This window comes from Flavobacterium sp. MDT1-60 (assembly GCF_014844035.1).
Classification (GTDB): domain Bacteria; phylum Bacteroidota; class Bacteroidia; order Flavobacteriales; family Flavobacteriaceae; genus Flavobacterium.
The window spans coordinates 4,308,875-4,333,142 of sequence record NZ_CP062159.1; the positions used below are offsets into that span (position 1 = coordinate 4,308,875).

Sequence of the window (24,268 nt, forward strand, 5' to 3'; positions counted from 1 at the left end):
ATGAAAAAATATGCAAGCCTTTTATTATTTGCGCTTTTATTAAACGGTTGTGATGACGGCGATCTTACAGTTGACACAATAGATTTTGATGAAGTTACTTCTACAAGCTGTGATCCTCTTACTAATACTTTAATTTACAAATTAAAGCCGCAGGAATCCTTATTATTGAATATGCCTGCAGGTATGATTATTGACGAACCTACGCCAGATAATGACCCACTAATTTATACTATCGACAATGACAAGTACCGCGTGGTTTACAGAGCATACGATGGTACAGTTGCAAAAGAAAATATATGTGGGGCAATACCTCCAAAAACACCTAATGTAACTGAGGAATGGGTTGCATTACAGGGCGGAAAAATTGAAATCACTACGGATGCGGTATATAAAAGCCCTGCTCCAACTGATGGTCATACTGAAATTATTGGTTATAACCACAATATCATTTTCAAAAATATCACTTTTCAAAAACCGGCCGGACCACAAGTTGAGGAAGAATATATTTTTGGAGATTACCTTACCAATGTTACTCCTGTAGTCGTAAGTTTTCTAGAGCCTGATAACGCAAAATATTGTAAAGACTTCGACAATAAAAAAGTTTACAATAATAACACTTCAAATTCTTTAGTCATTGAAAATTTTGATGCAACAAATTTATTTAAAAGCGAAGCTACACCTGTTGGACAACCTAGAAAAGGTTTAATCAATTCAACTGCAACTACAAATAATCTGTATTACAGAACATATACTACTAATCTACCAACACCAACAACAAATTATTATTGCCAGGAAAAAACACCAACATCTCCAATTGTAAAAGATACCTGGGTTGGTCAGGCAGGTGTTACAAATGTAAGTGGTATTATCGAAGTGACAACCACAAATGTTCTAAAAGTATATACCCATAAAGTCGTTCTTAAAAACGTAACCCTTCAAAAAGGGAACAGTACTTTTAAACTAGCAACAGAATTTCTTTTAGGAAATGTAACTGTCGTTGAGCCATAAGCAATAACGATTTTAGAATATAAAAACTACTTTTAATTTCTTACAAAAAACATCCATTTTTCAAAACTGATTTTAATACAAAATCAATAAGAAAAATGGATGTTTTTTATGCTTTAAAACGAGCTGTTTTAAACTTAAAAAACGACCTTATTTATTGTTTTGCCTAAAATAAACTTCGGTCGCACCTAAGCCATATTTTTGATAATTGGCGTCCTGAAAATCTATTCCGTCATAACGGCCTAATAAAAAATCAAGTTCTGCTTTTAGAATTCCTTCGCCAACACCGTGAATAAAAACAATTTTTGGAATGCGATTTCTGATCGCAAATTCGATATGTCTTTTTGCTGTTTCTGTCTGTAAGGTCAAGATATCATAATTTGACATTCCGCGTTTATTAGGAACTAATTTCTCAATGTGCAAATCAAATTCAGGAGCTGAAATTTCGCGCTTATCCTTCTTTTCTTTTACAAAACTTCGTGCTTTTGGCTCCTCTTTCTCTTTTGAAACAGTATCTAAATCTATTCTTTTAATAGAATTCATTAAATTACTGGAATCCTGAATTTTAATCAATTCATTGACAGAAAATGTCATCACGAATCCATCCTCAGTTTCAATCAAAACTTCATTGTTTTTAACTGAAACTACTATTCCGTTTATGGCTTCATCTAACACTGAAACCTTATCTCCTTTATTCAACATCTTCCTCTTCTTTATCTTGATTTTTACTCGGTGTTTTTGCACTCAACTGCATCATTCCAAACATGAAAACTGCAATTGCAATTACCATGATATAAACATTTTTTTCTGCTGAAACCTGTTCGTATAACGCAACCGAAATCGCAAGAATCATTATTATAATTTTTAAAGCTTTCATAATTTTAAATCCTAAGAGTTCAAAAGTATGAAACTTTAAAGTAGCAGTTTCAAACTCGTGAATTGTTATCCATAATTTTTTTGTAAAATTGTAAAAAATAATCGCTGTGGATTTAGAGAAATACATGTTACCATGCCTATTCAAAACGCTCTTCGGAATTGAGTGTTTGGGATGTGGTTTCCAGCGTGCTTTATTCTTACTTTTTAAAGGTGATTTTTTCGGTGCTTTTATGATGTATCCGGCGGTATATACTACCCTATTATTTTTAGGAATCGGTGCATTATATTTTTTTGATAAATCTAAAAATCATCAAAAACCATTTTTAATTTCTGCCCTCGTAAATGTATTTTTTATGCTTGGCGGATATTATTTCAAACATTTTTACTTTTAATTTTTGTAAGAATTATTTTTTGATCTGATTCAAAATATCATTCATCATTTCGATTTGAACTTTCTGAATTTCGATTAATTCCTGCTGCTGATGCATAATCAAATGATCAATTTTATCGTGAATCATTCTGATCTCCAATTCTGATTTTAGGTTGATCATATAATCTTTTTTAGCACGATTTCGATCTTTTTCTTCCTGACGATTCTGACTCATCATAATTACAGGAGCCTGCAAAGCCGCGATACAGGATAAAATTAAATTCAGCAAAATAAACGGATATGGATCAAAACCTTTATTCACCAAAATGTACACGTTCGAACTAATCCAAACGACTATAAAAGCTAAAAACGAAATGATAAAAGTCCAGCTTCCTCCAAAATCAGCAACCTGATCTGCTACTCTCTGACCAAAATTTCTCGTTTCCTCTTCATCTTCAACAATACTCACTATAGATTTATCTTCTTTCAGAGAAGTTATAACATTTTTTCAAGATCAGACAGCGCTCCCATTTCTGCAGACAAATAGTTCGAAATGTACTTTTGGCGGTACACATTTAATTCCTGAACCCCGATAGAATCAGTATCACAAAATGATGGATGCTCTTTTACAATGAGACCCAGAACGGGATCATGTATCGATTTTCCGGAAATTTTCTCACTTTCCGGAAATTCAAGATCAGAAATAGCACTTTTAAAAGTTGAATTGTTTTTCATTTTTATAAATTTTACTGGCTAATTTAAGCATTTAACTTCTTAAGAATGATATAAATTATAGGCTCCCAATATTCCTTTAATTATCACAAATCGAATTCTCAGAACAAAATTTCTTTAGGCATTTCGTGCCTTTATTTACAAAAAACACCTTACTTTTAGCGTTTCAAATTTATCCATTCAATTTTTACAATTGTGCCAAGAAATCTCATCATACAAAATATAAAAGCTTTAAAAAGCCATTCAAACATAAACTACGGAATCAAAACTAAAACAGAAGATTTTACCGAAAAGCTTTTCTATACCCTTTTTGATTCAAATGCACCTTTAGATCAAAGTATTGACGAACTCGAAATACGATTTAAAGAAATTGCAGTTTTGGCCTGTAAGAAACCAGAAAACTTATGCGAATCTATTTGGGATCGGTTTCTGGAAAAACTTCCGGGAGTTTTGGAAAAATTAAATCAGGATGCCGAATATATTTTAGAAAATGATCCAGCATCAAACAGCATCGACGAAGTTTACTTAGGTTATCCTGGTTTTTATGCAATTGCCATTTATAGATTAAGCCACGAACTATATCTTCTTGATTTATTATTGTTTTCAAGATTAATGAGTGAATATGCACATCGAATTACAGGAACCGATATACACGCAGGTGCAAAAATTGCCTCACCCTTTTTTATCGATCATGCGACCGGAATTGTTATTGGAGAAACAACAGTAATCGAAAAACACGTAAAAATTTATCAGGGTGTAACACTAGGTGCTTTGAGCGTGAGCAAAGAAATGAAAAACGCAAAACGCCATCCTACCGTAGAAAAAAATGTTTGCATTTATGCCAATGCAACAATCTTAGGAGGAGAAACTATTATCGGAAAAAATAGTATCGTTGGAGGAAATGCCTGGATTACCAAATCTATTCCTGCAGATTCTATCGTTTTAAACACCACTACAACTGAAGTTAAAATAAAAGAAAAAAAATAAAATGGGTCCACAGAAATTGCTAAACCTAATTGGAAATACTCCATTAATGGAAACTGTCAATTTGGTTAAAAATAAAAACGTAAAACTTTTACTAAAACTAGAGGGAAATAATCCTGGGGGAAGTGTAAAAGACAGAGCGGCTTATAATATGATCGCATCAGCCCTGGAAAGAGGCGATATTAAAAAAGGGGATAAATTAATTGAAGCTACAAGCGGTAATACCGGAATTGCCCTTGCCATGATTGCCCAATTGTTTCAAATAGAAATCGAATTAGTCTTACCTGAAGATTCTACAAAAGAAAGAACTCAAACCATGCGTGCGTATGGCGCTACAGTGATTTTAACGCCCGCTAGTGAAGGAATTATTGGTTCGCGTGACTATGCCGACAAAAAAGTCGCAGAAGGCGGTTATATCATGCTAAATCAGTTTGCGAATGACGACAACTGGAAAGCACATTACAAAACTACTGGTCCTGAAATCTGGAATGATACTGAAGGAACCGTAACGCACTTTGTTTCGGCAATGGGAACAACCGGAACAATCATTGGAACTTCAACTTATTTAAAAGAAAAAAATCCTGCAATTCAAATCGTAGGCGCACAACCAAGCGACGGATCTCAAATTCCCGGAATCCGTAAATGGCCTCAGGAATATTTACCAAAAATCTTCGATGCTTCAAAAGTCGATACTGTTGTTGACGTTAGCGAAGAAGAAGCCAGAGCAATGACCAAAAAATTAGCACTTGAAGAAGGCGTTTTTGCCGGAATGAGCAGCGGAGGTTCCGTTGCCGTAGCCTTAAAAATTGCCGAGCAATTAGAATCGGGAGTTATTGTGGCTGTTATCTGCGATCGCGGCGATAGATATCTTTCTTCGGATTTGTTCGATTAAAAATAAGGTGCTAAGGTTCTGAGATACTAAGGTTCTAAGTTTTTCCTTGGATTCTAAACACAAGCCTGAGAACCTTACACCTTATAAACTCAAAAAAACTTAGCACCTCAGAACCTTAGCAACTTAGCACCTCAAAAAACATGAACTACAGAAAACTAGGAAAAACAAATTTTAATATATCTGAAATTTCACTTGGCACCTGGCAAGTGGGCGGAAAGTGGGGATCTGCTTTTGATAACAAAACAGCAGACGAGCTTTTGAATACTGCTATTGATAATGGCGTAAATTTTATTGATACCGCCGATGTTTATGAAAACGGCTTAAGCGAAACTGCTGTAGGGCGTGTTGTTCGTTCACGATCTGAAAGAATTTATGTGGCTACAAAATGTGGGCGTCAAATTAATCCGCACGTGAATGAAGGTTATCAACCAAAAGTACTTCAGAAATTTGTTGAAGACAGTTTGAAAAGAATGAATTTAGAGACTTTGGATTTAATTCAGCTGCACTGCCCTCCTACTGAAGTTTATTACCGACCTGAGATTTTTGAACTATTTGATCGCTTAAAAGATCAGGGTAAAATTTTAAATCTTGGCGTAAGTGTCGAAAAAGCAGAAGAAGCATTAAAAGCAATTGAATATTCAAATGTAACGACGGTACAAATTATTTTTAATTTGTTTCGCCAGCGTCCGTCGCAATTATTTTTCTCGGAAGCCAGAAAAAAAGACATTGGGATTATTGCGAGAGTTCCATTAGCAAGCGGGCTTTTAACCGGTAAATTTGATCCAAAAACTATTTTTGAACCCCAAGACCATCGTAATTTTAATCGCAACGGAGATGCTTTCGACAAAGGCGAGACTTTCTCTGGGATTGATTACAATTTAGGTTTAGAAGCTGTTGAAAAACTAAAAGCTTTATTTCCGGATTCAACTAATCTTGCCCCTATCGCTTTACAATGGATTTTAAATTTTGAAGAAATCAGCTGTATTATTCCAGGTGCTTCAAATGCAAATCATGTTATGTCAAATTTATCGGTTTATGATTTGCCTAAATTAGCTCCTGAAAAGATTAAAGCTATGAACGCGATTTACGAAGAATACATTAAACCTTCTGTTCATCATTTATGGTAATCTGAGATTCTGAGTTATTAAGGTTAGATTTAGATTCAAGACTCAAAGCTCAAAAAACTTAGAATCTTACCTACTCAGAAACTTAGCATCTTTTTTAACGCAACCATTTTTAAATTTTAGCATCTTATAATAAAGCTAATCATAAATTCACTAACCATGAAAAAACTAAGTTTTATATTATTTGCCATTTGCCTGACAATGGTCTCCTGTAGCAACGATGATGATTCTGCCAAAAACCAGGAACAACGAAATTTAGATAAAATGTACCAGGAGATTATAACAGCTTCGCTAGTTAATTCTCAACCTTGTACCGATCAAAAGGAATGGAATTTTACAGCAATTGGTTCTAAGCCTTGTGGTGGGGCGAATGGTTATATCGCTTTTTCAACAAAAATAAATAAAACTGAATTTCTTGCTAAAGTAAAAGCGTACACCGATGCAGAAGCTGCATTTAATGTAAAATGGAACGTATTCTCAACTTGTGATATTTTATTGCCTCCCAGCAGCGTAGAATGTGTTGATGGAAAACCTAAGCTTTTTTACGCCACCATGTTTGAGAAATAATTTTTTAAAAACGAAACTTAGTAACTTAGCCACCTCAAAACTTCGTTACTGAAAAAGAAATGCTAAAAAAAACAAAATTTAAAGAATGGTTTGATCGTTATAAGTATGCTGAATTAGCAAGTACAAGTGCCGCACTTACAGCTTCTCTTTTTAGTAAAATTTACAGCGGGTTAACCACAGCATATATCATTACTTTTTCGGAATATTTGGCTTTTTACAGTGTCATTTTTATTTCTTCGTATAAAAAACTGGTTCATCAAAATAAATTGCTGAACAAAATCACTACCTCTAAAGAAATTCTTTTATTGCTGAAAAATTTAGTTTTAGAATTTGGCTATCCTGCTTTTTTAGACTTTTTGGTAATTCGTCCTTTTTGCATGTATTGGATGCCAATTCTGTTTGGGAATTATTTCTTCGGAATTATTTTTGGGAAAATCTCAGCCGACTTGTGTTTTTACTTTTTTACGATTGTTAATTATGAAATTATTAAAAAAAGAAAAAACTAGATATCAAACTCAATCTTAAATTCGGCACCTTTATTTTTGCCTTCACTGATAGCGATTAAAGTTCCTTTATTTCTTTCAATAATTTTTTTACATAAGTATACAATTCCTTTTGAAGATTCGTTTCTAATTAAAAATTATCATACTAAAATTTAATTTTTAAAACAACATAACATTGTAAAATAATTAACAAAAAATCGCTTTATTAAAATTGTAATATTTTAATAATTAATTTAACTTTTTTAACAAAACATAACTTATATTAGCGTTTATTAATTAACAAATAAACCTATGAAAAAGATTAAAACGCTTTTAATTTTCTGTTCTATTTTCTTATTTTTTGCTTGTACTAATGATAATACAGATCAGAATAATGAAAATGCCATTCAAGAAAAAACAATCTCTAAATACATTAATTTAGATGACTTAAAAAAAGACAGCCATGCATTTTCTAAATTTCAACAACTTCAAACAGATCTAAACACGTTAAGAAATTCAGAAACTTTTGCCAATCAGTTTATTTTTTTAATAAACACAGATAAAATATTATTAGTTGAAGAGAGAGGATTTAAGACATTAACATTCCCTCTTTATCGCTCTCAAAAAAGTGAATTTGTTGAAAATTTGGTTCTTCAAATTGGCACTGATGGAAGTTATGAATCCTACCATGTAAAATACAATGTAACAGATTCAGATAAAAGTAAAATTACAATTAACAAGGAAGTAAATTTAAATAATAAGGTAGAAATTCTTAATATAAAGAAACTAATAGTCAATCTAAATTCTAAATCTACAAGCAAACTAATAAATTACGGCAATAAATGCTATCAACTTGCTAAAAAGAAAGAAACAGGATTGGGTGATGAGGGTGATGAGATTACTGTATTTGAATTTACTGAAGTAACTTGTACTGAAAATGTTGGATCACCAACATATACTATATTAAATCCTAATACACTTCCACCAATAGTTCCAAATACTACATATCAAGCAACACCAGAAACCGCATATAATTATATGCAGAATCCATATACTTTAGGCTACAACTTTTCTTCTTATCCAGTGTTGGACGATCCAGTAGAAGAAAACAATATTAGAGCGCGACTTTTTTTTGATAGATTAAATACTAATATGCGTAAATGGGCATTAGTGAATTCAGGGTTATATGACAAAATTTTAATAAAACTAACCGCAGAGAATTGGGATTTAAATTATGAAGGATTTGCATTAAATGTACTAGCACAAATAACTGAATTTCAAATTGAATACTGGGCCACTATTACTCCTGAATACCAAGAAAAAGTTTTCAACATTCTTTTGGCTGGAGGAAAAATCACAGACTAAGGAGCTAAATTATATTGGCTTATTTTAGATAAAAGCTTATTAGGTTACCAAGATAAATTACACTTTTTTAAGAAAGTGTAATTTATCTTTTTTTTACATATCAAACTCAATCTTAAATTCGGCACCTTTATTTTTGCCTTCACTGATAGCGCTTAAAGTTCCTTTATTTCTTTCAATAATTTTCTTACACAAGTATAAACCAATTCCTGTCGATGATTCGTTTGCTGTACCCAATCGACTCATTTTGGTAAATTTCTTAAACAACTCTTCAATTTGATTTTTATTGAAACCAATTCCGTGATCTACAACACTAATCATCAATTTTGAATCTTCATTGTAAATCCTGACTTTGATTTCACTGTCAAAATAAGAAAATTTAATCGCATTGCTTATTAAGTTTACAATAACCTGAATCAATAAACCTTCATCAATTTTAAGAGTAGCCGCTTCCGTTTCTAAACTCAGACTTAATTTAATATTTTTATCAATTAAACGTTGTTCAACCTGCTCATTAATAAAAGGTAAAATATTAGAAAACATTATTTCTCGTGGCTCCTGATTAAATTTCACAACCTGATCTTGTTCATTAAGCAGTTTTATAAAATTTTCTATATAACGAAACTGCAAGTTTGTTGATTCACAAATTAAATCGGCCAAATGTTTTATGGATTCAGATGGATTTTCACTTAAAATCAATTTCGCCAACCCCTGAGGATTTCCAGCAAAATTTTTCAAATCATGCGAAAGCATATAAATCAAATCCTGCTTTTCGTTTATAAAACTTTCAGCTTCATAAATAGATTCCTGAATATTACACATTAATAAACCAGCTTCATCTGTATATTCAGTAGGCAGCACAGAAAGCCTTCTGTTGTTTCGATATTCATCTAATGATTTTGATGCTTTTGAAATAGGTTTTATCAATTGGTTTAAAACCAAAAGTGTTATCGCGGTAGCCAATAAAGTCATTATCAGGCAAAAAATCAAAATAGATGTAGGCGAAATATTATGAGAGTAAAATAGCACAAAAAATAAAATTCCAATTAAAGGAATATGAATACCTACAAAAGCGACAAAGAGGAATTTTAACGCGTAACTTTTTTTTAGAAAGCCAATTTGTGATAGATTGTGATACAAATTCATAAAAACATAACAAAACTATTGGTTAAAAAAGTAGGATCTGGGGATAATACTATAAACAAAGTTAACTTTTAAACTTAATTAAACTAATAAATTCAACAATTTGATAAAATATTTTAAAATTTAAATTTATAAAAGTTTACAAACCCTTATTTTTGCCCTATGGGAAGAAAAAATACAGACAAAGTTGTCTTTCATCAAATCCAGGTTCTTGATGCTGGAGCAAAAGGAGTATCAGTAGCTAAGGCTCCGGACGGAAAAGTAATATTTATTCCGAACGTAGTTCCGGGTGATGTAGTTGACGTACAAACATTCAAAAAAAGAAAAGCCTATTATGAAGGCAAAGCCGTAAAATTTCACGAATTATCAGAACATCGCATTGAACCAATTTGCGATCACTTTGGAGTTTGTGGAGGATGCAAATGGCAAAATATGAAATACAGCCAACAGTTGTATTACAAACAAAATGAGGTAAAAAATCACTTGCAACGTATCGGGAAAGTTGAACTTCCTGAATTCGAAACTATTTTGGGTTCAGAGAAACAATTTTTCTATAGAAATAAAATGGAATTTTCGTTTTCAAACAGCCGTTGGTTAACGGAGAAAGAAATTGGCAACACAGAAGATTTAGGAAACAGAAATGCTTTAGGATTTCATATTCCGAAAATGTGGGATAAAATTCTTGACATTCAAAAATGTTATTTACAAGAAGATCCTTCAAATGCCATTAGAAACGAAATTAGAGATTTTGCTAACGAGCATAATTTAGCCTTTTTTAATCCGAGAGAACAATCCGGTTTGCTAAGAACTTTTATGATTCGTACTGCATCGACTGGTGAAATCATGGTTTTGATTCAGTTTTTCGAGAATGACAAAAAGAATCGTGAATTGATTTTGGATCATTTATATGAAAAATTTCCACAGATTACTTCATTGCAATATGTTGTAAATGCAAAACAGAACGATACTATTTACGATCAGGATATTAAACTATATAAAGGTCGGGATTATATTCTGGAAGAAATGGAAGGCTTAAAATTCAGCATTAATGCTAAATCTTTTTATCAGACTAATTCTGATCAGGCGTATGAATTGTACAAAATAACACGTGATTTTGCCGGACTTACAGGTGATGAAACAGTTTACGATTTATATACCGGAACGGGAACCATCGCTCAATTCGTTTCAAAAAAAGCAAAAAAAGTAATTGGTGTAGAAAGTGTTCCTGAAGCTATTTTGGATGCTAAAGCAAATGCAGAACGCAATAATATTACCAATTGTGAGTTTTTTGTTGGAGACATGAAAGTGGTATTCAACGAAAGTTTTATTGCACAACACGGAAAACCAGATGTTATCATTACAGATCCACCAAGAGATGGTATGCACGCAGCGGTTATTGATCAGATCTTAAAAATTGCTCCTAAAAAAGTTGTGTATGTGAGTTGTAATTCGGCTACACAAGCGAGAGACCTTGCTTTGATGGACGAAAAATATAAAGTTACCCGCGTTCGACCAGTTGATATGTTTCCGCAGACGCACCATGTTGAAAATGTTGTACTTTTAGAACTTAGATAACAAATTTATAAATGAAAAAAATAATTTCTCTTTTATTAGTCTTTACTTTTGGTTTATCAAGCTGTGAGAAAGATGATATTTGTGATGCAAACACACCCACGACGCCACGGTTAGTAATTACTTTTTATGATGCTGACAATCCAACAGTGCTTCAAAATGTTAAGAATCTAATGGTTATTGGTAAAGATGAACCTGCGGGAATTATTTTTAATGAAACTGCAACAGATACAACAAAATATTTAGCTAACGGAAGCACAATTTCTATTCCGTTAAAAACAAATGCAGAAACGACGACCTATACTTTTGTTTTAGATTCACAAAATGATAATCCTGCTGCAATAAATACAGATGAGATTACATTTAACTATACGCATCAGGATCTATATGTTTCCAGAGCTTGTGGTTTTAAAACTATTTTTGAACTAAACCCTTTCTCAAACACTCCTCCAATAACAAGACCTTTTGTGCAAGCAGATACTGATGGTAACGGACTTTGGATGCAGGAAGTTTTTGTAATTAATCCTAAAATTGAAACCGAAAATGAAACACACATTAAAGTATTTTTTAGTAGTTGTTTAATGGTTTCAATGGTTTTGGTTCAGGCCCAGGAAACATCAACTACAATAGAAAAAAAAGAAACTGTTCCGGTTAAACCAAAAACTGAAACTGCGAAACCAGCTCTTCAGGAAGCTAAACCAGACAGTATAAAAACAGATCGCTACGGCCTTCGTGTTGGTGTTGATTTATACAAATTGACCCGAGGTTTCTATGACAAAGACTATAAAGGAATTGAAATAGTTGGAGATTTTCGTTTAACAAAAAAATATTATCTGGCCGCAGAACTTGGTTTTGAAGATAAAACAACTGATGATGACCGATTAAATTCTACCGCTACAGGTACTTATATTAAAGGAGGTTTTGATTACAATTTGTATCAAAACTGGCTGGACATGGAAAACTTAATCACTATTGGATTAAGAGGAGGTTTTAGCACTTTTAGTCAGGACTTAAATAGTTATAAGATTTACAATCCAAATCCATATTGGGGAGAACAACCTTCAATTGTTAAGGATCAAAAATACAACGGTCTTACAGCAGGCTGGCTTGAAGTGGCCATGGGACTAAAAGCGAAAGTTTTTAATAACGTTTTTGTTGGTTTTGGAGTACAGCTTAAAATGTTAGTAATGAACACAAAACCGGACGGTTTTGACAACCTTTATATCCCGGGCTTTAACAGGACTTATGATGGAAGTTTCGGAATCGGTTTTAATTATACCGTTTCTTACTTTATTCCGATTTATAAGAAAAAGACAGTTATTCCTTCTATCAAAAAAGACGCTCCAAAAAAGTAACTTTTACAGATAAAAAAAGCCACGAATTCACGAATTATTAGTTTTAATTCATGAATTCGTGGCTTTTTTATGTTTTAATTTAAGATAACTGAAATTCAACCGCAGCGTTTGAATGAATCAAGGCCGTATCAAAAATCGGAACCGAAAGATCCTCTGGTTTAATTACTAATGGAATTTCAGTACAACCTAAAATAATTCCTTGAGCTCCTTTTTCTATTAATTGATTTGCAATTTCTAAATAACGTTTTTTAGTTTCTGCCGTTACAAGGCCTCTTCCTAGTTCTTCAAAAATTGTGGTGTGAATAAAATCTTTATCTTCCTGATTTTCCGGAATTATGGCTTCTATTCCTTTATCCTTCAATTTATCTGTAAAGAAATCAAGTTCCATTGTAAACTTGGTGCCCAACAGACCGACTTTTTTGATTTCTTGCTTCTGAATTTCAACAGCCGTAGCCGTTGCGATATGAATAAGAGGTAAACCAATTGCTTCTTCCAATTTGTCAGCGATAAGATGCATCGTATTGGCGCACAAAACAATCGCTTCTGCCCCGCCCGCTTTTAAGAATTCACAACCTTTAAAAAGCATTTTAAAAGTAGAATCCCAATCGTTTGCTTCGTTATTCTTTTTTATATCGGAATAATTAAAAGAATAAATCAAACATTCTGAGAAGTTCAACCCTCCCATTTTTTCATTTATTCCCTCGTTTATAAGTTTGTAATAATCTGCTGTAGAAACCCAGCTAATACCGCCTATAAGTCCAATTTTCCTCATATAAAATAGTTTAATTATCCAATTTCTCTAATTCCTTTTATAAAAATCCATTTCATGAAAAGCTTTTCTCCATCTTTAGTTTTTACTGCCTGAAATTTAGGTGCAATCAAAGTGGCCACGATAAAAGCCGTCATCGGAATCCAGATTCCGGTTAATTGTGTGTAGTTTGCAATTACAAATCTTCCTGCAATAAATAAAATTGCGAAACATCCTAATTGATATAAAAAACCTCTTACTTGTAGTTTTGTCATTGTTTTCTTTTTAAAAGTTCAAAGTTACAGAGGTTCAAAGGGAAAAAGGCTTTCCCTCTGTTCCTTTGAAGCTTTGCTTCTTTGCACCTATTTATTCGTTAACCTGAAATTTCGTTCTCTTACTTCCTTCGTACATTTCGTATTTTACCAAACGTGCTTCTAAACTAGCGTTAAAAAGTTTGATTTTTCTTGAAGGTTTTAATCCCACAAATTTCAGAGCTTCAAGATTTGCTGTGATAAACCAGGCGTTTGTTCCCGGGTAACTTTTCTTTAAAGTATCTCCTATATTTTTATAGAATTCTTCCATGTGAATATCCAAACGCTCATCGTATGGCGGATTGAAAACCATATGCAATTTTCCTTCAACAGCTTTTTCAGAATCAAAAAAGTTATCTTCAGAAATGGTAACGTAATCTTCTAAATTAGCATTTTTGATATTGTCTTTTGCCTTATTAACAGCACTTGGCGCTTTATCAAAACCTTTAATGGTATAATGAAATTCTTTTGTTTTTTTCATCAGACTGTTTACAATCTGATCAAATAAATCATTGTCCCAGTCTTTCCATTTTTCGAAAGCAAATTCTTTTCTATTGATGTTTGCCGGAATGTTGCAAGCAATCATAGCCGCTTCTGCTAAAAATGTCCCGGAACCACACATTGGGTCTAAAAAGTGACTTTGACCTTCCCAACCTGATAATAATAGAATTCCTGCCGCCAAAACTTCGTTGATTGGTGCAATATTCGTAGCGGTTCTGTAACCACGCTGATGCAATGAATTTCCAGAAGTATCCAATGCTACCGAAACCTGATCTTTGTCAATATGAATATTGATTCTTAAGTCCGGAAAAGCTTTATCAATACTCGGACGCTGACCCGTTCTTTCTCTAAACTGATCTACAATCGCATCCTTACATTTTTGAGAAACAAACTCAGAGTGATTAAAATAAGTCGAATGCACTGTTGCATCAATTACAAAAGTTTGGTTGGCATTTAGCAATTTAGACCAGTTAACGCCTGAAATTCCTTTGTATAGTGCCTGCTCGTTGTTTGCTCTAAACGAGTAAATAGGCTTTAAAACTTTAAGTGCCGTACGCAACGATAAATTGGCTTTATACATAAAACCTTTATCGCCTTTAAAGCTTACCATTCTTACTCCTTTTTCGACATCCTGAGCACCAAGATCACGTAATTCTTTTTCTAATATTTCTTCAAAACCAAAAAAACATTTGGCTATCATTCTAAAATTTTCTTCCATCTTTATTTTTGTTTAAAAAAATAACTCCAATCATAAACGTATATTACCATTTATATAGGTATCATCGCGAAATAGTTATTTTTCGGCAAAAATACACTAAATTTGCGGTACTTTGAATTAATTGAAATAGAATAAATGTCTGAAGCACCAAACTCATCAACACCAAATCAGGAGCGTAACACCGAAAACTGGTTTACATCATGGTTTGATACTCCGTATTATCACATTCTTTATAAAGACCGAAATTACCGGGAGGCTCAGATTTTCATGGATAATCTTACGCATTACCTAAATCTTCCTGAAAAGGCAAAAGTATTGGATTTGGCCTGCGGAAAAGGGCGTCATTCTATTTATTTAAACCAACTTGGCTTTGACGTTTTAGGCGCTGATTTATCTGAAAACAGTATTGCCGAGGCCAGCAAAAACAGTAACGACACCCTGCATTTCAAGGTGCATGATATGCGCGAGCCTTTCGAAGAAAAATTCGACGCCATATTTAACTTGTTCACCAGTTTTGGCTATTTCGAAAATGATGATGACAATCTTACGACTTTAAAAGCAATCAAAGAAAGTTTATCTGAATATGGTTTTGCAGTCATTGATTTTATGAATGTGGCTCAGGTAATCGAAACGTTAGTTCCTGAAGAAGTAAAAACTGTTGAGGGAATCGATTTTAAAATCAAACGATATGTTGAAGACGGACATATTTTTAAAGAAATTGATTTTGAAGATCAAGGCAGAAAATTTCATTTTACCGAAAAAGTAAAAGCTTTAACCTTAAAAGATTTCGAAGAATTAATGGCCGAAGCCGGAATTTTTCTGTTAGATATTTTTGGAGATTACAAACTCAAAAAATTCCACAAAATCGAAAGCGAACGATTAATCATGATTTTTAAATAATTGGTAAATCGTTTAATTGTTTAACCGATTGAGCAAACAATAACAATTAACCGATTAAACAAATCAACGATTACACAAAATAACAATGAATTACTTACTACCCTTATTTTCTGTACTTTTAGGTTATGCTGTGGCTTTATTTATAAAACCAAAAAACAAAACCAATCTAAAATTATTGCTGGCTTTTAGCGGTTCATTTTTATTATCGTTGACAGTAATGCATTTGTTGCCTGAAGTTTACGAATCACACAAGCATAATATTGGTTTGTTCATTATGGTCGGGATTTTATTCCAGATCATATTGGAGTTTTTCTCAAAAGGTGCTGAACACGGGCACGTTCACGGGCATGCACAAATGTCTCAAATCCCGTGGTTGCTTTTTATCAGTTTGTGTATTCATGCTTTTTTAGAAGGTTTCCCGGTAAGTCATCATCATGGTTTGGCACTCGGAATTGCGATTCATCATTTGCCAATTGCTGTGATTTTAACCACTTTTTTCATCAACGCCAATCTGAACAAAAAAGCAATTTTTGCATTCATGCTAACTTTCGCTATTATGACTCCGCTTGGTACAATTGCATCCGAATATTTACCGATTTTAAATAGATACTACACTGAAATAACGGCGGTTGTAATCGGGATTTTATTCCACATTTCATCAACTATTATTTTTGAAAGTAGTGAAGGACATAAATTCAATGTTGCCAAAGTTTCCATGATTGTTCTCGGAATTTTATTGGCATTTTTATTATAATTAGGGCGTGCCCATATTTACAAAAGGCGCTATTTAACGAACCGCTTATGTGCGCCTTTCGCAAATCTGGTCGGGCTATCCGCTCCGCTGCGGCGGATTGCTCCTATCCCTCACGCAACAAAACAAAAGAACGTCTCGTGCCTGCATTTTCACAATTCTATTTAAACTTCATAATTTCAATTATCTAAGTTAACTAATTTTCTGATTATCTAATTAATTTCCTGTTCTCTTTTTCTCCTCCTGATTTCCAAAAGCTCTCTCTTTCATATTTATCTTTTTATTTCCAAAATTGTAAACCAGGGATAGACGAACAAATCGATTACTTTCTTTTTGATTATAAACCTGTTTTACACCATTTACCACTGAAGTAAAATCTTTTAAATAAGAAGTATTAAAAAGATCATTGGCCAAAAATGCAATCTGCATCGTTTTATTAAACAAATCCTGTTTAAAACCAATATCAAAGCTCGAAGCATATCCTACTTCATACAAGCCACTTTTAAAAGGCGTAGTACACGAAAAATCGATTTGTAATTTTGTCGTTTTACCTAACACAAAAGTGTTATTTGTAGAAAAATCAATTTGCAAACTATTTGATGGCGTAGCATTAATGTCTTTAATGAATTCTGTTTTTGCACCTAAAAAGTACAATGAATTTTCACTTTGCCACCAATCTGCAAAACCAGCCGAATAACTCTCTCCAATTCCGTAACTCAAATTTTTAAAATAATTCTCACGGGTTACAATTTGTGTGTTCGTTTCCGGGTTTGAAGTAAACAAAACGCCGTAACCATTTGTAACTGCATTAACGAAAACACTAGTTCTCAGGATTTCTTTATAAGAATGTGCAAACTCAAAATTATCACTAAAAGAAGGTTTTAAAAACGGATTTCCTTCTGAATAACTATTACTGTTGATGTAAATTCTAAACGGATTCAATAAGTCAAAACGAGGTCTGTTGATTCTTTTCCCATAATTTAAACTAAAGCTATTGTTTTCATTTTTCTTATAAGAGGCATAAAACGTTGGGAATAATTTCAAATAATTATTTTCTGTTGTTTGATTCATTGTTTCAGAAAATCCGTTTGTTTTAGTGTTTTCCAATCTTAATCCTAATTGAAGATTCCATTTCTCATTGATTTTTTTATCTGCATTAAAATAAATCGCCTGATTGTTTTCAGTGTATTTAAAACGGTTGGACTGGTTCGGATCTAAGACCGGAGTTCCTGAAATTGTATTGTAATAAAGTACATCGCTGATACTATTTGTAAAACTCATTTTTGCACCGTAAGATAAATTGATCGCCTGAAACGGATGTTCCATATCGGTTTTAAAGCTCCAATTATCAATATCCTGATTCGAAATATTTTTTCCCGCCTGATTTACATCAACAAATATCATTTCCGGCGTGTAATTATTAGCAATAAAACTTCTATCGAATTCCGAATTGTAATTAAAATAATCTACATCAAATGAAAGCTTTCTTTTTAAAGAATCCAGCTTCGTAATCAAATGCGCATTATACGTTTGATTGCGTGATCCTTTATCAGTAAAACTGTTATTCAGCGTAATATTCTCCAGTTCATTTTGAGTATTGTATTTATTAATTGTAATATCCGATTTAAAATCCGGATTATTTCTATCATTTAAATACTGAAATCCAATAGTCGTACGTTCAGAAAGATCATAATCTAAAGCTATTTTTCCAGATAGATTTTCGCTTTTTACTTTTGTTGTGCTTTTCATATGTGAAAGCCCGTCAGGAAAATACATTTTTAAGTCATCTGTAGCATTTAAATAACCTGTTTTTCCGTTCATACTGGCAGAAAATCTAAACTTATTTTTATTGTAAAAGAAATTATCTCTCACAGTATAAATTCCATATTTATTTTGATCGTAAGAAACTGTAGTGGTGTTTTTCCAGGAATCTCGAACTCCTTTTTTCATAATAATATTAATTAATCCGCCAGATCCCTCCGCTTCATATTTCGCTGGCGGATTACTGATAATTTCAATATTTTTAATATCACTTGCTGATATTGATTTCAGGAAATTATTTAATTCTTCGCCAGCTAATTCAATAATTCTTCCGTCAATCATAACGCGGGAAGTTCCTTTTCCTAAGATATTTATCGCATCATTTTTTACGACAACTCCAGGTGCAGTATTAATAGCGCTTAAGGCATCGCCTCCAACATTTGTAACATTATTTTCCAAATTGTAAACCAAACGATCTGTTTTTTGTTCGACTGTTTTCTTTTTAGACTGAACGACAACTTCAACTAAATTGGTTGTGTTTTCCTTTAGAATAATTATTCCTAAATAAATATCATTTTCTATTGAAATTTCTTTTTCGTAATCTTCAAATCCTAAAAGACTAATGTTTATTTTATAAAAACCTTTTTTAAGATTGAGTTCAAAAGTTCCATCTTGTTTCGTTGTAGTTCCGTCAATAATTTTTCCTTCTGCATTTAAGATTGAAACATCTGCCCATTCTAAAGCGGTTGTTTCATTTGTTATTTTCCCTTTTAATTTTAAAGTTGATTGTGCCAAACAAAAGAATGGTAATAATAAAAAGATAAGGAGGTTTGATGTTTTCATAATTTCTAGTTTTAACTTGTTCGATTAATTTGAAGCAAAGTTGCCTTAGAAATTTTCCAGATTCGACCGACAAAAAAAAGTCGAACCAATTTCCTCACTAGAAATTGGTTCGACTTTATAAGGCGTGAAGTACGACTTTTTACAAACTACTAATTATGAAGCGTTTCGATAAGCAGTAGGTGTTAAATTAGTATATTTTTTGAAAGAAGTATTAAAGGAAGATTTTGAATTGAAACCTACTTCATATAAAATCTCCAAAACGGTTAAATCTTTTTTTGATGGATTTTTTAAAATATTCATTGCTTTTTGGATGCGATATTCATTCACAAAATCAAAAAAGTGCTGATCCATTTGGTGATTGATCAAAACAGATAAATCCCGAACCGGAATATCAATTTGATTCGCGAGTTCCTGAATTGTAAGAGACGGATCCAGAAAAGGTTCTTTCTCTGCCATATATTGTTTTAAAGTTGAAATTTGACTGGAAATCAAATCGTCCTGAACAACAGTTGCTTTTATTTCTTCTTCTACTTCAGGCAGAAAGTCTTTTGCTAATTTTAATTTCGAATTAACGCCTCTAAAAAGTTCAGGATGATTGAGCGCTTTCATTATAAACCAGCACGTAATAAACAGAGCAATACTTCCTACAAGTACATTTGCCCAAAGAAATATCTCTCTGAAACCACTATAGCGCAATACGTTTTTTAATGCGACAATTGAATGTGCAATAAGAAAAACACATGTTATCTGAAAAAGCCATTTATAAGTCGCAGTACTCGGATTAGCGTAATTTTCTAAATAGATTTCTCTATATTTCTTCAAAATCAAAAATACGCTGACAATGTAATATATATATTGAAATTCAATTAAAATCTGGATAAAATAAATCTCAGGCAATTGATTAAGAGTTGAAGCAAAACTACCTCTATCTGTCTCCAGGTTGAGATAAATTCTCGGAATAAAAACTAAATTGACCACCACAAAAGGAAGTAAATGAACTAAATGCTTCCATTGTAATTTAAAATCAGAATAACAGACTGCCAATACAAACAGGTAGAACAAAGGCATTCCGAATAAACAGGCAGTCGACCTAAAAATCTCCCAATTAAGCTGGGTTCGGGTTACAGCATCAATAAAAAATCCGCTAAGATCAATAGCAGAAAAAATGAAAAACCATGCAAATAATCGGTTTGCCAATTTATTTTCGGTTTTAACCCTCAATAAAAAAAATGCAAGCAATAAAGAAACAAAAACTGAGATTCGGCCAATCCCCTGCAGCAAATCTAATTTATCCATTTATCTATTAATATTTAACAAATATAATATTTTAGTTCTTTGAAAAAGGTTCTAAAAATTGCAATAAAAAAGATTAATTTTGGGCAAGTTCAATTAACACAGCAAATGACATTTACTAAAACCACAGAACAAGCATCAAAATACGAACATTTAGAAAAAATGTCGGTTCATGAATTGCTTATCAATATTAATACTGAAGACAAAACTGTTCCCAATGCAGTTGAAAAAGCTATACCACAAATTGAAGCTTTAGTGGCTCAGGTTGTTGCTAAATTAAAAGTAGGCGGGCGAATATTTTATATTGGTGCGGGAACTTCTGGCCGATTAGGCGTTGTTGATGCTTCAGAATGTCCTCCCACTTTTGGAGTTCCATTTGATTTGGTTAACGGAATTATTGCTGGTGGCGACACTGCCATTCGTCGTGCTGTAGAAAATGCCGAAGATAATGCCACGCAGGCGTGGATCGATTTGCAAACTAATAACATTGGGGCAAATGATGTAGTAATTGGAATTGCAGCATCTGGAACAACTCCATATGTTATTGGAGGTTTAGAAACCTGCAATCAAAATAACATTCTTACAGGCTGTATCACGAACAACGCTGGAAGTCCGTTGGCTTTGACTGCCCAATTTCCTATTGAAGTTGTTGTGGGACCTGAATTCGTGACCGGAAGTTCCAGAATGAAAGCCGGAACAGCACAGAAATTGGTTTTGAATATGATCTCGACTGCTGCTATGATTCAGCTTGGAAAAGTAAAAGGAAACAAAATGGTCGACATGCAGTTGAGCAACATCAAATTGGTTGATCGTGGTGTGAAAATGATTATGGGGGAAATTCCTGTTTCGTATGAAGAAGCTTCTGAATTATTGAAAAAATATGGCAGTGTAAGAAATGCTGTTGATAATTATAATCTATAAAGTGAAATGTTTTTGATTAAATATGAGATGAAAACAACATGATATTTAACCACAAAGTTCACGAAGGTTTTTCGCAAAGCTTACAAAGCTTTGTCTAAAATCTAAAAACAAGTTTTTTAAGATCACAAAGTTGTTGTCTGATCGTCTTTGTCAAAGTTTCAAACTTGACAAAGATTAAGCAAACTTGAAACCTGACCCGAAGCTGAAAGCTGAACTGGCGAAGCAAACTAAAAAAACCTGAAACTTGAAACAAAATTAAAATGGCAACAAATAAAGAACTATTAGGAAAAGGAATTAAATACGTATCAGGTTCACTGCCTTTATTATTTATTGGGCCTTCACTGATTTATAATGCTTTTATGAATCAGCATACGAATTGGCATTATTTGGTTTTAGGAATCGGGATTGTGGCTTGTTTAAGTGCAATGTTTTTGATTTTTTATGGATTGAAAATCATTATGAAGGGTTTGTTTAATGACTAATTTGTATCTTTACTAAAATTCTTTATCATGGATATACAAGCAGAAATAAATTGGATTCATCAAGAGATTGATAAAGTTAAAGATCCTTCTTTTGTAGAAAAATTAAAACATCTTTTACAATCAATCAACAATTCTACAATTGATTCAGATGCAGCTTATAATTTAGATATTGAAAATGCCTTAGAAAACATTAGAAAAGGTAATTTTTATACTGAAGATCAAGCTAAAGAAATTGCAAAAAAATGGGGAAGAAAATAATTTGGTCAAGCGATGCTATTGATCAATTGGAAGACATTCATTTTTATATTTTTTTTGAAAGCAAATCACTTACAGTTGCAGACAAAGTAGTTAATACTATTTTTGATAGCACTGAAATTTTAAAAACACAGCCGGAAATTTATAAGCTCGACAAACAAAAAACCAATAATGATGGTAGTTTTAGAGTATATTCTGTTTATGATTACGGCATCTCTTATCAAATAACTGATGAGACTATTTATATTCTTAGAGTGCGTCACAATGCACAAAAACCAAAAAAACATTCATGGAAGGTATAATCCACATTCAAAAAACATTCGAAAAGGTTATTTACATTGACAAAAAAATAAACAATCGGGAGTTTGAAGATTGTGTTTTTAAAAACTGTGATTTCTCCAATAGCAATTTTGCTTACAACACTTTTTTAGACTGCGAATTTATCGATTGTAATTTGTCGATGACCAGTTTGGCGGGCACCAATTTAAAGAATGTTACTTTTAAAAACTGCAAACTTTTAGGAATCGCTTTTAACGAATGTGACGATTTTTTGTTTCAGGTTTATTTTGAAGAAACGGCATTAGATTACGCTATTTTCTCGAACAAAAAAATGCCGAAAACGAAATTCATAAATTGTTCTGTGAGAGAGGTTACTTTTATAGGAACCAATTTAACCAGTTCGGTTTTTGATAATTGTGATTTGGACGGTGCTATTTTTAATGAAACACAATTGGCAGCTGTTGATTTTAGAACGGCTTACAATTATAAAATTGATCCCGAATTTAATCCAATGAGAAAAGCGCAATTTTCTAATCAGGGAATTGTGGGACTTTTAGATAAGTATGATATTAAAATCTTGTAATTTAACTTAGATGATGTCGCCTCTACGAGGCTGAAGCTACTGTAAATACATAATCACTATAAATATTACACTCCTAAAGGAGTTTATTTTGACCAATTTTTATTAATATGAACTGATAAATACTGCTGCCCCAGCGGGGTAATATGTTTATAGAAAAAAAACGAATTTCTAAAAGCTCCATCGGAGCGAAATATTAAAGCATAAAAATATAAATGATGAAAGCCGACGAATCATATTTAGAAAGCGTTAAAAAACAGTTTTTGTACTATAAAATGCTGGGCGAAAAAGCGATGGATCAATTAGAACCAGAACAGCTTTTTGTCCAAATAAATGAAGATACCAATAGTATTGCAACCATAATAAAACACATTTCCGGCAATATGCTTTCGCGTTGGACAGACTTTTTAACTTCTGACGGAGAAAAAGAATGGCGCAACCGTGATGCAGAATTTGAAAATGATTTACAATCAAAAGAAGAGGTTTTAGAAACCTGGAATAAAGGCTGGAATTGTTTTCTGGATGCTTTAAATAGTTTAAAACCGGAACAACTTTCTGATATTATTTATATTCGAAATGAAGGTCACACGGTTATTGAAGCTATAAATCGTCAATTGGCACATTATCCTTATCATGTTGGCCAAATTGTTTTTTACGCCAAACAACTGAAAAATAGTGATTGGGAAAGTTTATCAATTCCGAAGAATAAATCCGGAAATTACAATGCCGAAAAGTTTGCCAAAGAAAAAGAAATCAAGAACTTTACCGATGATGAATTACAGCGATTGAAATGATAGAATTTCATGCTTATTTTGGAGGTCTTTGGTGGTGGATTCTCATTCGATTTTGCAGAACAAAATTAGCTGATGAACAAGCTGATAAAAACAGGAGGCGAAATTTATATTTTTTAAGTTTTCTTCATATCATCACTGCATCTATTGTAATACTATTTCTTATGAATACGAGATCTTTGTAGCCCTGATGGAAGCGGCATCCTTTTATGGCCTCGTCTTTTTAACGAGGCCACAAAAGATACAGCGGACAGCAGGATTAGCTCCTAAAAAAACAACTTAATTTAAAATGAAAAAAATACTATTCTTATTTCCAGTATTGGCTTTAGTTTCTTGTTATAACGCCGAACATAACTGTAAAGATTTTAAAAACGGAAAATTCAAATTTGAGTTTAAAGTAAATGGCGTAAAAAAAACAACTTTTTTTGAACGTAAAGACAACATTGAAATCGAAACTTTTGATGGTAAAACAGATACTTCAACTGTACGTTGGGTAAGCGACTGCGAATATGTTTTGCAGAAGAAACACCCAAAAAATATGGCTGAGGAAAAAGCAATCAGTATGAAGATTTTAACAACTTCAAAAGATTCTTATACTTTTGAATTTGGAATGGTTGGTTCTGAAGAAAAACAACGCGGTACAGTTACCCGAGTAGACTGATAATTCATT

Annotated in this window: 27 protein-coding genes and 1 pseudogene; 19 read left to right on the forward strand and 9 right to left on the reverse strand. The window is 32.7% G+C overall.

Going from position 1 to position 24,268, the window contains the following annotated elements:
* Window positions 1–1,008, forward strand: a complete 1,008-nt coding sequence (locus IHE43_RS18135) for a hypothetical protein (protein ID WP_192185205.1) — start codon at window positions 1–3, stop codon at window positions 1,006–1,008.
* 147 nt (window positions 1,009–1,155) lie between these two features.
* Here the strand turns inward: IHE43_RS18135 and IHE43_RS18140 are convergent, their stop codons facing one another.
* Window positions 1,156–1,707, reverse strand: a complete 552-nt coding sequence (locus tag IHE43_RS18140; RefSeq protein ID WP_192185206.1) for a Smr/MutS family protein — start codon at window positions 1,705–1,707, stop codon at window positions 1,156–1,158.
* Window positions 1,697–1,882: a hypothetical protein gene (locus IHE43_RS18145; RefSeq protein ID WP_192185207.1), complete on the reverse strand. Its 186-nt coding sequence runs from the start codon at window positions 1,880–1,882 to the stop codon at window positions 1,697–1,699. The genes IHE43_RS18140 and IHE43_RS18145 overlap by 11 nt, the downstream gene beginning before the upstream one ends.
* A gap of 106 nt (window positions 1,883–1,988) precedes the next feature.
* On the opposite strand from IHE43_RS18145, the gene IHE43_RS18150 reads away from it, so the two are divergent.
* Window positions 1,989–2,273 carry a DUF2752 domain-containing protein gene (locus IHE43_RS18150; RefSeq protein ID WP_192185208.1) on the forward strand — a complete coding sequence of 95 codons (285 nt, stop codon included), beginning with the start codon at window positions 1,989–1,991 and terminating at the stop codon, window positions 2,271–2,273.
* Between the two features lie 12 nt (window positions 2,274–2,285).
* Here IHE43_RS18150 and IHE43_RS18155 read toward each other — a convergent pair.
* Window positions 2,286–2,986: pseudogene (locus tag IHE43_RS18155) on the reverse strand (DUF1003 domain-containing protein).
* 192 nt (window positions 2,987–3,178) lie between these two features.
* Between IHE43_RS18155 and IHE43_RS18160 the strand changes: the two are divergent.
* The 6 genes from IHE43_RS18160 (at window position 3,179) to IHE43_RS18185 (ending at window position 8,397) form a co-directional block, all read left to right on the forward strand.
* A complete protein-coding gene (locus IHE43_RS18160) occupies window positions 3,179–3,970 on the forward strand; it encodes a serine O-acetyltransferase (protein WP_192185209.1) in 792 nt (263 codons plus the stop codon).
* Between the two features lies 1 nt (window position 3,971).
* Window positions 3,972–4,859 carry a cysteine synthase CysM gene (cysM, locus tag IHE43_RS18165; protein ID WP_192185210.1) on the forward strand — a complete coding sequence of 296 codons (888 nt, stop codon included), beginning with the start codon at window positions 3,972–3,974 and terminating at the stop codon, window positions 4,857–4,859.
* Window positions 4,860–4,999: 140 nt separating this feature from the next.
* Window positions 5,000–5,986 (forward strand): aldo/keto reductase, encoded by a 987-nt coding sequence (locus IHE43_RS18170; RefSeq protein ID WP_192185211.1) that lies wholly within the window; start codon window positions 5,000–5,002, stop codon window positions 5,984–5,986.
* A gap of 156 nt (window positions 5,987–6,142) precedes the next feature.
* Window positions 6,143–6,550 (forward strand): hypothetical protein, encoded by a 408-nt coding sequence (locus tag IHE43_RS18175; protein ID WP_192185212.1) that lies wholly within the window; start codon window positions 6,143–6,145, stop codon window positions 6,548–6,550.
* 59 nt (window positions 6,551–6,609) lie between these two features.
* The gene (locus IHE43_RS18180; protein WP_192185213.1) at window positions 6,610–7,056 is read left to right on the forward strand and encodes a hypothetical protein; all 447 of its coding nucleotides are present in this window, start codon (window positions 6,610–6,612) and stop codon (window positions 7,054–7,056) included.
* A gap of 288 nt (window positions 7,057–7,344) precedes the next feature.
* Window positions 7,345–8,397 carry a hypothetical protein gene (locus tag IHE43_RS18185; protein WP_192185214.1) on the forward strand — a complete coding sequence of 351 codons (1,053 nt, stop codon included), beginning with the start codon at window positions 7,345–7,347 and terminating at the stop codon, window positions 8,395–8,397.
* Between the two features lie 93 nt (window positions 8,398–8,490).
* On the opposite strand, the gene IHE43_RS18190 is transcribed toward IHE43_RS18185, so the two are convergent.
* Window positions 8,491–9,366 carry a sensor histidine kinase KdpD gene (locus IHE43_RS18190; protein ID WP_225585197.1) on the reverse strand — a complete coding sequence of 292 codons (876 nt, stop codon included), beginning with the start codon at window positions 9,364–9,366 and terminating at the stop codon, window positions 8,491–8,493.
* 333 nt (window positions 9,367–9,699) lie between these two features.
* Here IHE43_RS18190 and rlmD point away from each other — a divergent pair, with 333 nt between their 5' ends.
* Entirely contained in the window at window positions 9,700–11,112 is a 1,413-nt protein-coding gene (gene rlmD / locus IHE43_RS18195) for a 23S rRNA (uracil(1939)-C(5))-methyltransferase RlmD (protein WP_192185216.1), read from the forward strand.
* Window positions 11,113–11,123: 11 nt separating this feature from the next.
* A complete protein-coding gene (locus IHE43_RS23715; protein WP_225585199.1) occupies window positions 11,124–12,464 on the forward strand; it encodes a DUF6048 family protein in 1,341 nt (446 codons plus the stop codon).
* A 79-nt stretch (window positions 12,465–12,543) separates the two neighbouring features.
* Here IHE43_RS23715 and IHE43_RS18205 read toward each other — a convergent pair whose 3' ends face one another.
* From IHE43_RS18205 to IHE43_RS18215, 3 genes are all read right to left on the reverse strand, one after another.
* On the reverse strand, window positions 12,544–13,236 hold the full coding sequence (locus IHE43_RS18205; protein ID WP_192185217.1) for an aspartate/glutamate racemase family protein: 693 nt from the start codon (window positions 13,234–13,236) through the stop codon (window positions 12,544–12,546).
* A gap of 14 nt (window positions 13,237–13,250) precedes the next feature.
* Window positions 13,251–13,487, reverse strand: coding sequence for a hypothetical protein (locus IHE43_RS18210; RefSeq protein WP_056185923.1), 237 nt, complete (start codon window positions 13,485–13,487; stop codon window positions 13,251–13,253).
* 91 nt (window positions 13,488–13,578) lie between these two features.
* Window positions 13,579–14,742, reverse strand: coding sequence for a class I SAM-dependent RNA methyltransferase (locus IHE43_RS18215; RefSeq protein WP_192185218.1), 1,164 nt, complete (start codon window positions 14,740–14,742; stop codon window positions 13,579–13,581).
* A 135-nt stretch (window positions 14,743–14,877) separates the two neighbouring features.
* Here IHE43_RS18215 and IHE43_RS18220 point away from each other — a divergent pair, with 135 nt between their 5' ends.
* Together IHE43_RS18220 and IHE43_RS18225 are read left to right on the forward strand one after the other, a co-directional pair.
* On the forward strand, window positions 14,878–15,642 hold the full coding sequence (locus IHE43_RS18220) for a bifunctional 2-polyprenyl-6-hydroxyphenol methylase/3-demethylubiquinol 3-O-methyltransferase UbiG (protein WP_192185219.1): 765 nt from the start codon (window positions 14,878–14,880) through the stop codon (window positions 15,640–15,642).
* Between the two features lie 85 nt (window positions 15,643–15,727).
* The gene (locus IHE43_RS18225; RefSeq protein ID WP_192185220.1) at window positions 15,728–16,396 is read left to right on the forward strand and encodes a ZIP family metal transporter; all 669 of its coding nucleotides are present in this window, start codon (window positions 15,728–15,730) and stop codon (window positions 16,394–16,396) included.
* Between the two features lie 213 nt (window positions 16,397–16,609).
* On the opposite strand, the gene IHE43_RS18230 is transcribed toward IHE43_RS18225, so the two are convergent.
* Complete coding sequence (locus IHE43_RS18230) at window positions 16,610–18,997, reverse strand: TonB-dependent receptor domain-containing protein (RefSeq protein ID WP_192185221.1); 2,388 nt, start codon at window positions 18,995–18,997, stop codon at window positions 16,610–16,612.
* Window positions 18,998–19,150: 153 nt separating this feature from the next.
* Window positions 19,151–20,293 carry an AraC family transcriptional regulator gene (locus IHE43_RS18235; RefSeq protein ID WP_192185222.1) on the reverse strand — a complete coding sequence of 381 codons (1,143 nt, stop codon included), beginning with the start codon at window positions 20,291–20,293 and terminating at the stop codon, window positions 19,151–19,153.
* 105 nt (window positions 20,294–20,398) lie between these two features.
* Here IHE43_RS18235 and murQ point away from each other — a divergent pair, with 105 nt between their 5' ends.
* The 7 genes from murQ to IHE43_RS18270 all read left to right on the forward strand — a co-directional run bounded on the left by murQ (window position 20,399) and on the right by IHE43_RS18270 (window position 24,259).
* On the forward strand, window positions 20,399–21,211 hold the full coding sequence (murQ, locus tag IHE43_RS18240; protein ID WP_192185223.1) for an N-acetylmuramic acid 6-phosphate etherase: 813 nt from the start codon (window positions 20,399–20,401) through the stop codon (window positions 21,209–21,211).
* A gap of 260 nt (window positions 21,212–21,471) precedes the next feature.
* Window positions 21,472–21,693: a DUF6095 family protein gene (locus IHE43_RS18245; RefSeq protein ID WP_192185224.1), complete on the forward strand. Its 222-nt coding sequence runs from the start codon at window positions 21,472–21,474 to the stop codon at window positions 21,691–21,693.
* 27 nt (window positions 21,694–21,720) lie between these two features.
* Window positions 21,721–21,951, forward strand: a complete 231-nt coding sequence (locus IHE43_RS18250) for a hypothetical protein (protein WP_192185225.1) — start codon at window positions 21,721–21,723, stop codon at window positions 21,949–21,951.
* Window positions 21,936–22,250, forward strand: a complete 315-nt coding sequence (locus IHE43_RS18255; RefSeq protein WP_192185226.1) for a type II toxin-antitoxin system RelE/ParE family toxin — start codon at window positions 21,936–21,938, stop codon at window positions 22,248–22,250. The genes IHE43_RS18250 and IHE43_RS18255 overlap by 16 nt, the downstream gene beginning before the upstream one ends.
* Window positions 22,238–22,810 carry a pentapeptide repeat-containing protein gene (locus IHE43_RS18260; RefSeq protein WP_192185227.1) on the forward strand — a complete coding sequence of 191 codons (573 nt, stop codon included), beginning with the start codon at window positions 22,238–22,240 and terminating at the stop codon, window positions 22,808–22,810. The genes IHE43_RS18255 and IHE43_RS18260 overlap by 13 nt, the downstream gene beginning before the upstream one ends.
* Window positions 22,811–23,025: 215 nt before the next feature.
* The gene (locus IHE43_RS18265; RefSeq protein ID WP_192188253.1) at window positions 23,026–23,601 is read left to right on the forward strand and encodes a DUF1572 domain-containing protein; all 576 of its coding nucleotides are present in this window, start codon (window positions 23,026–23,028) and stop codon (window positions 23,599–23,601) included.
* 286 nt (window positions 23,602–23,887) lie between these two features.
* On the forward strand, window positions 23,888–24,259 hold the full coding sequence (locus IHE43_RS18270; protein ID WP_192185228.1) for a DNA topoisomerase IV: 372 nt from the start codon (window positions 23,888–23,890) through the stop codon (window positions 24,257–24,259).
* Window positions 24,260–24,268 lie beyond the last annotated feature (9 nt).

Coding starts and splice junctions, on each gene's coding strand:
- IHE43_RS18135 (WP_192185205.1), top strand. CDS start 1: ATGAAAAAATATGCAAGCCTTTTATTATTTGCGCTTTTATTAAACGGT.
- IHE43_RS18140 (WP_192185206.1), bottom strand. CDS start 1,707: ATGTTGAATAAAGGAGATAAGGTTTCAGTGTTAGATGAAGCCATAAAC.
- IHE43_RS18145 (WP_192185207.1), bottom strand. CDS start 1,882: ATGAAAGCTTTAAAAATTATAATAATGATTCTTGCGATTTCGGTTGCG.
- cysM (WP_192185210.1), top strand. CDS start 3,972: ATGGGTCCACAGAAATTGCTAAACCTAATTGGAAATACTCCATTAATG.
- IHE43_RS18170 (WP_192185211.1), top strand. CDS start 5,000: ATGAACTACAGAAAACTAGGAAAAACAAATTTTAATATATCTGAAATT.
- IHE43_RS18175 (WP_192185212.1), top strand. CDS start 6,143: ATGAAAAAACTAAGTTTTATATTATTTGCCATTTGCCTGACAATGGTC.
- IHE43_RS18180 (WP_192185213.1), top strand. CDS start 6,610: ATGCTAAAAAAAACAAAATTTAAAGAATGGTTTGATCGTTATAAGTAT.
- IHE43_RS18185 (WP_192185214.1), top strand. CDS start 7,345: ATGAAAAAGATTAAAACGCTTTTAATTTTCTGTTCTATTTTCTTATTT.
- IHE43_RS18190 (WP_225585197.1), bottom strand. CDS start 9,366: ATGACTTTATTGGCTACCGCGATAACACTTTTGGTTTTAAACCAATTG.
- rlmD (WP_192185216.1), top strand. CDS start 9,700: ATGGGAAGAAAAAATACAGACAAAGTTGTCTTTCATCAAATCCAGGTT.
- IHE43_RS23715 (WP_225585199.1), top strand. CDS start 11,124: ATGAAAAAAATAATTTCTCTTTTATTAGTCTTTACTTTTGGTTTATCA.
- IHE43_RS18205 (WP_192185217.1), bottom strand. CDS start 13,236: ATGAGGAAAATTGGACTTATAGGCGGTATTAGCTGGGTTTCTACAGCA.
- IHE43_RS18210 (WP_056185923.1), bottom strand. CDS start 13,487: ATGACAAAACTACAAGTAAGAGGTTTTTTATATCAATTAGGATGTTTC.
- IHE43_RS18215 (WP_192185218.1), bottom strand. CDS start 14,742: ATGGAAGAAAATTTTAGAATGATAGCCAAATGTTTTTTTGGTTTTGAA.
- IHE43_RS18220 (WP_192185219.1), top strand. CDS start 14,878: ATGTCTGAAGCACCAAACTCATCAACACCAAATCAGGAGCGTAACACC.
- IHE43_RS18225 (WP_192185220.1), top strand. CDS start 15,728: ATGAATTACTTACTACCCTTATTTTCTGTACTTTTAGGTTATGCTGTG.
- IHE43_RS18230 (WP_192185221.1), bottom strand. CDS start 18,997: ATGAAAACATCAAACCTCCTTATCTTTTTATTATTACCATTCTTTTGT.
- IHE43_RS18235 (WP_192185222.1), bottom strand. CDS start 20,293: ATGGATAAATTAGATTTGCTGCAGGGGATTGGCCGAATCTCAGTTTTT.
- murQ (WP_192185223.1), top strand. CDS start 20,399: ATGACATTTACTAAAACCACAGAACAAGCATCAAAATACGAACATTTA.
- IHE43_RS18245 (WP_192185224.1), top strand. CDS start 21,472: ATGGCAACAAATAAAGAACTATTAGGAAAAGGAATTAAATACGTATCA.
- IHE43_RS18250 (WP_192185225.1), top strand. CDS start 21,721: ATGGATATACAAGCAGAAATAAATTGGATTCATCAAGAGATTGATAAA.
- IHE43_RS18255 (WP_192185226.1), top strand. CDS start 21,936: ATGGGGAAGAAAATAATTTGGTCAAGCGATGCTATTGATCAATTGGAA.
- IHE43_RS18260 (WP_192185227.1), top strand. CDS start 22,238: ATGGAAGGTATAATCCACATTCAAAAAACATTCGAAAAGGTTATTTAC.
- IHE43_RS18265 (WP_192188253.1), top strand. CDS start 23,026: ATGAAAGCCGACGAATCATATTTAGAAAGCGTTAAAAAACAGTTTTTG.
- IHE43_RS18270 (WP_192185228.1), top strand. CDS start 23,888: ATGAAAAAAATACTATTCTTATTTCCAGTATTGGCTTTAGTTTCTTGT.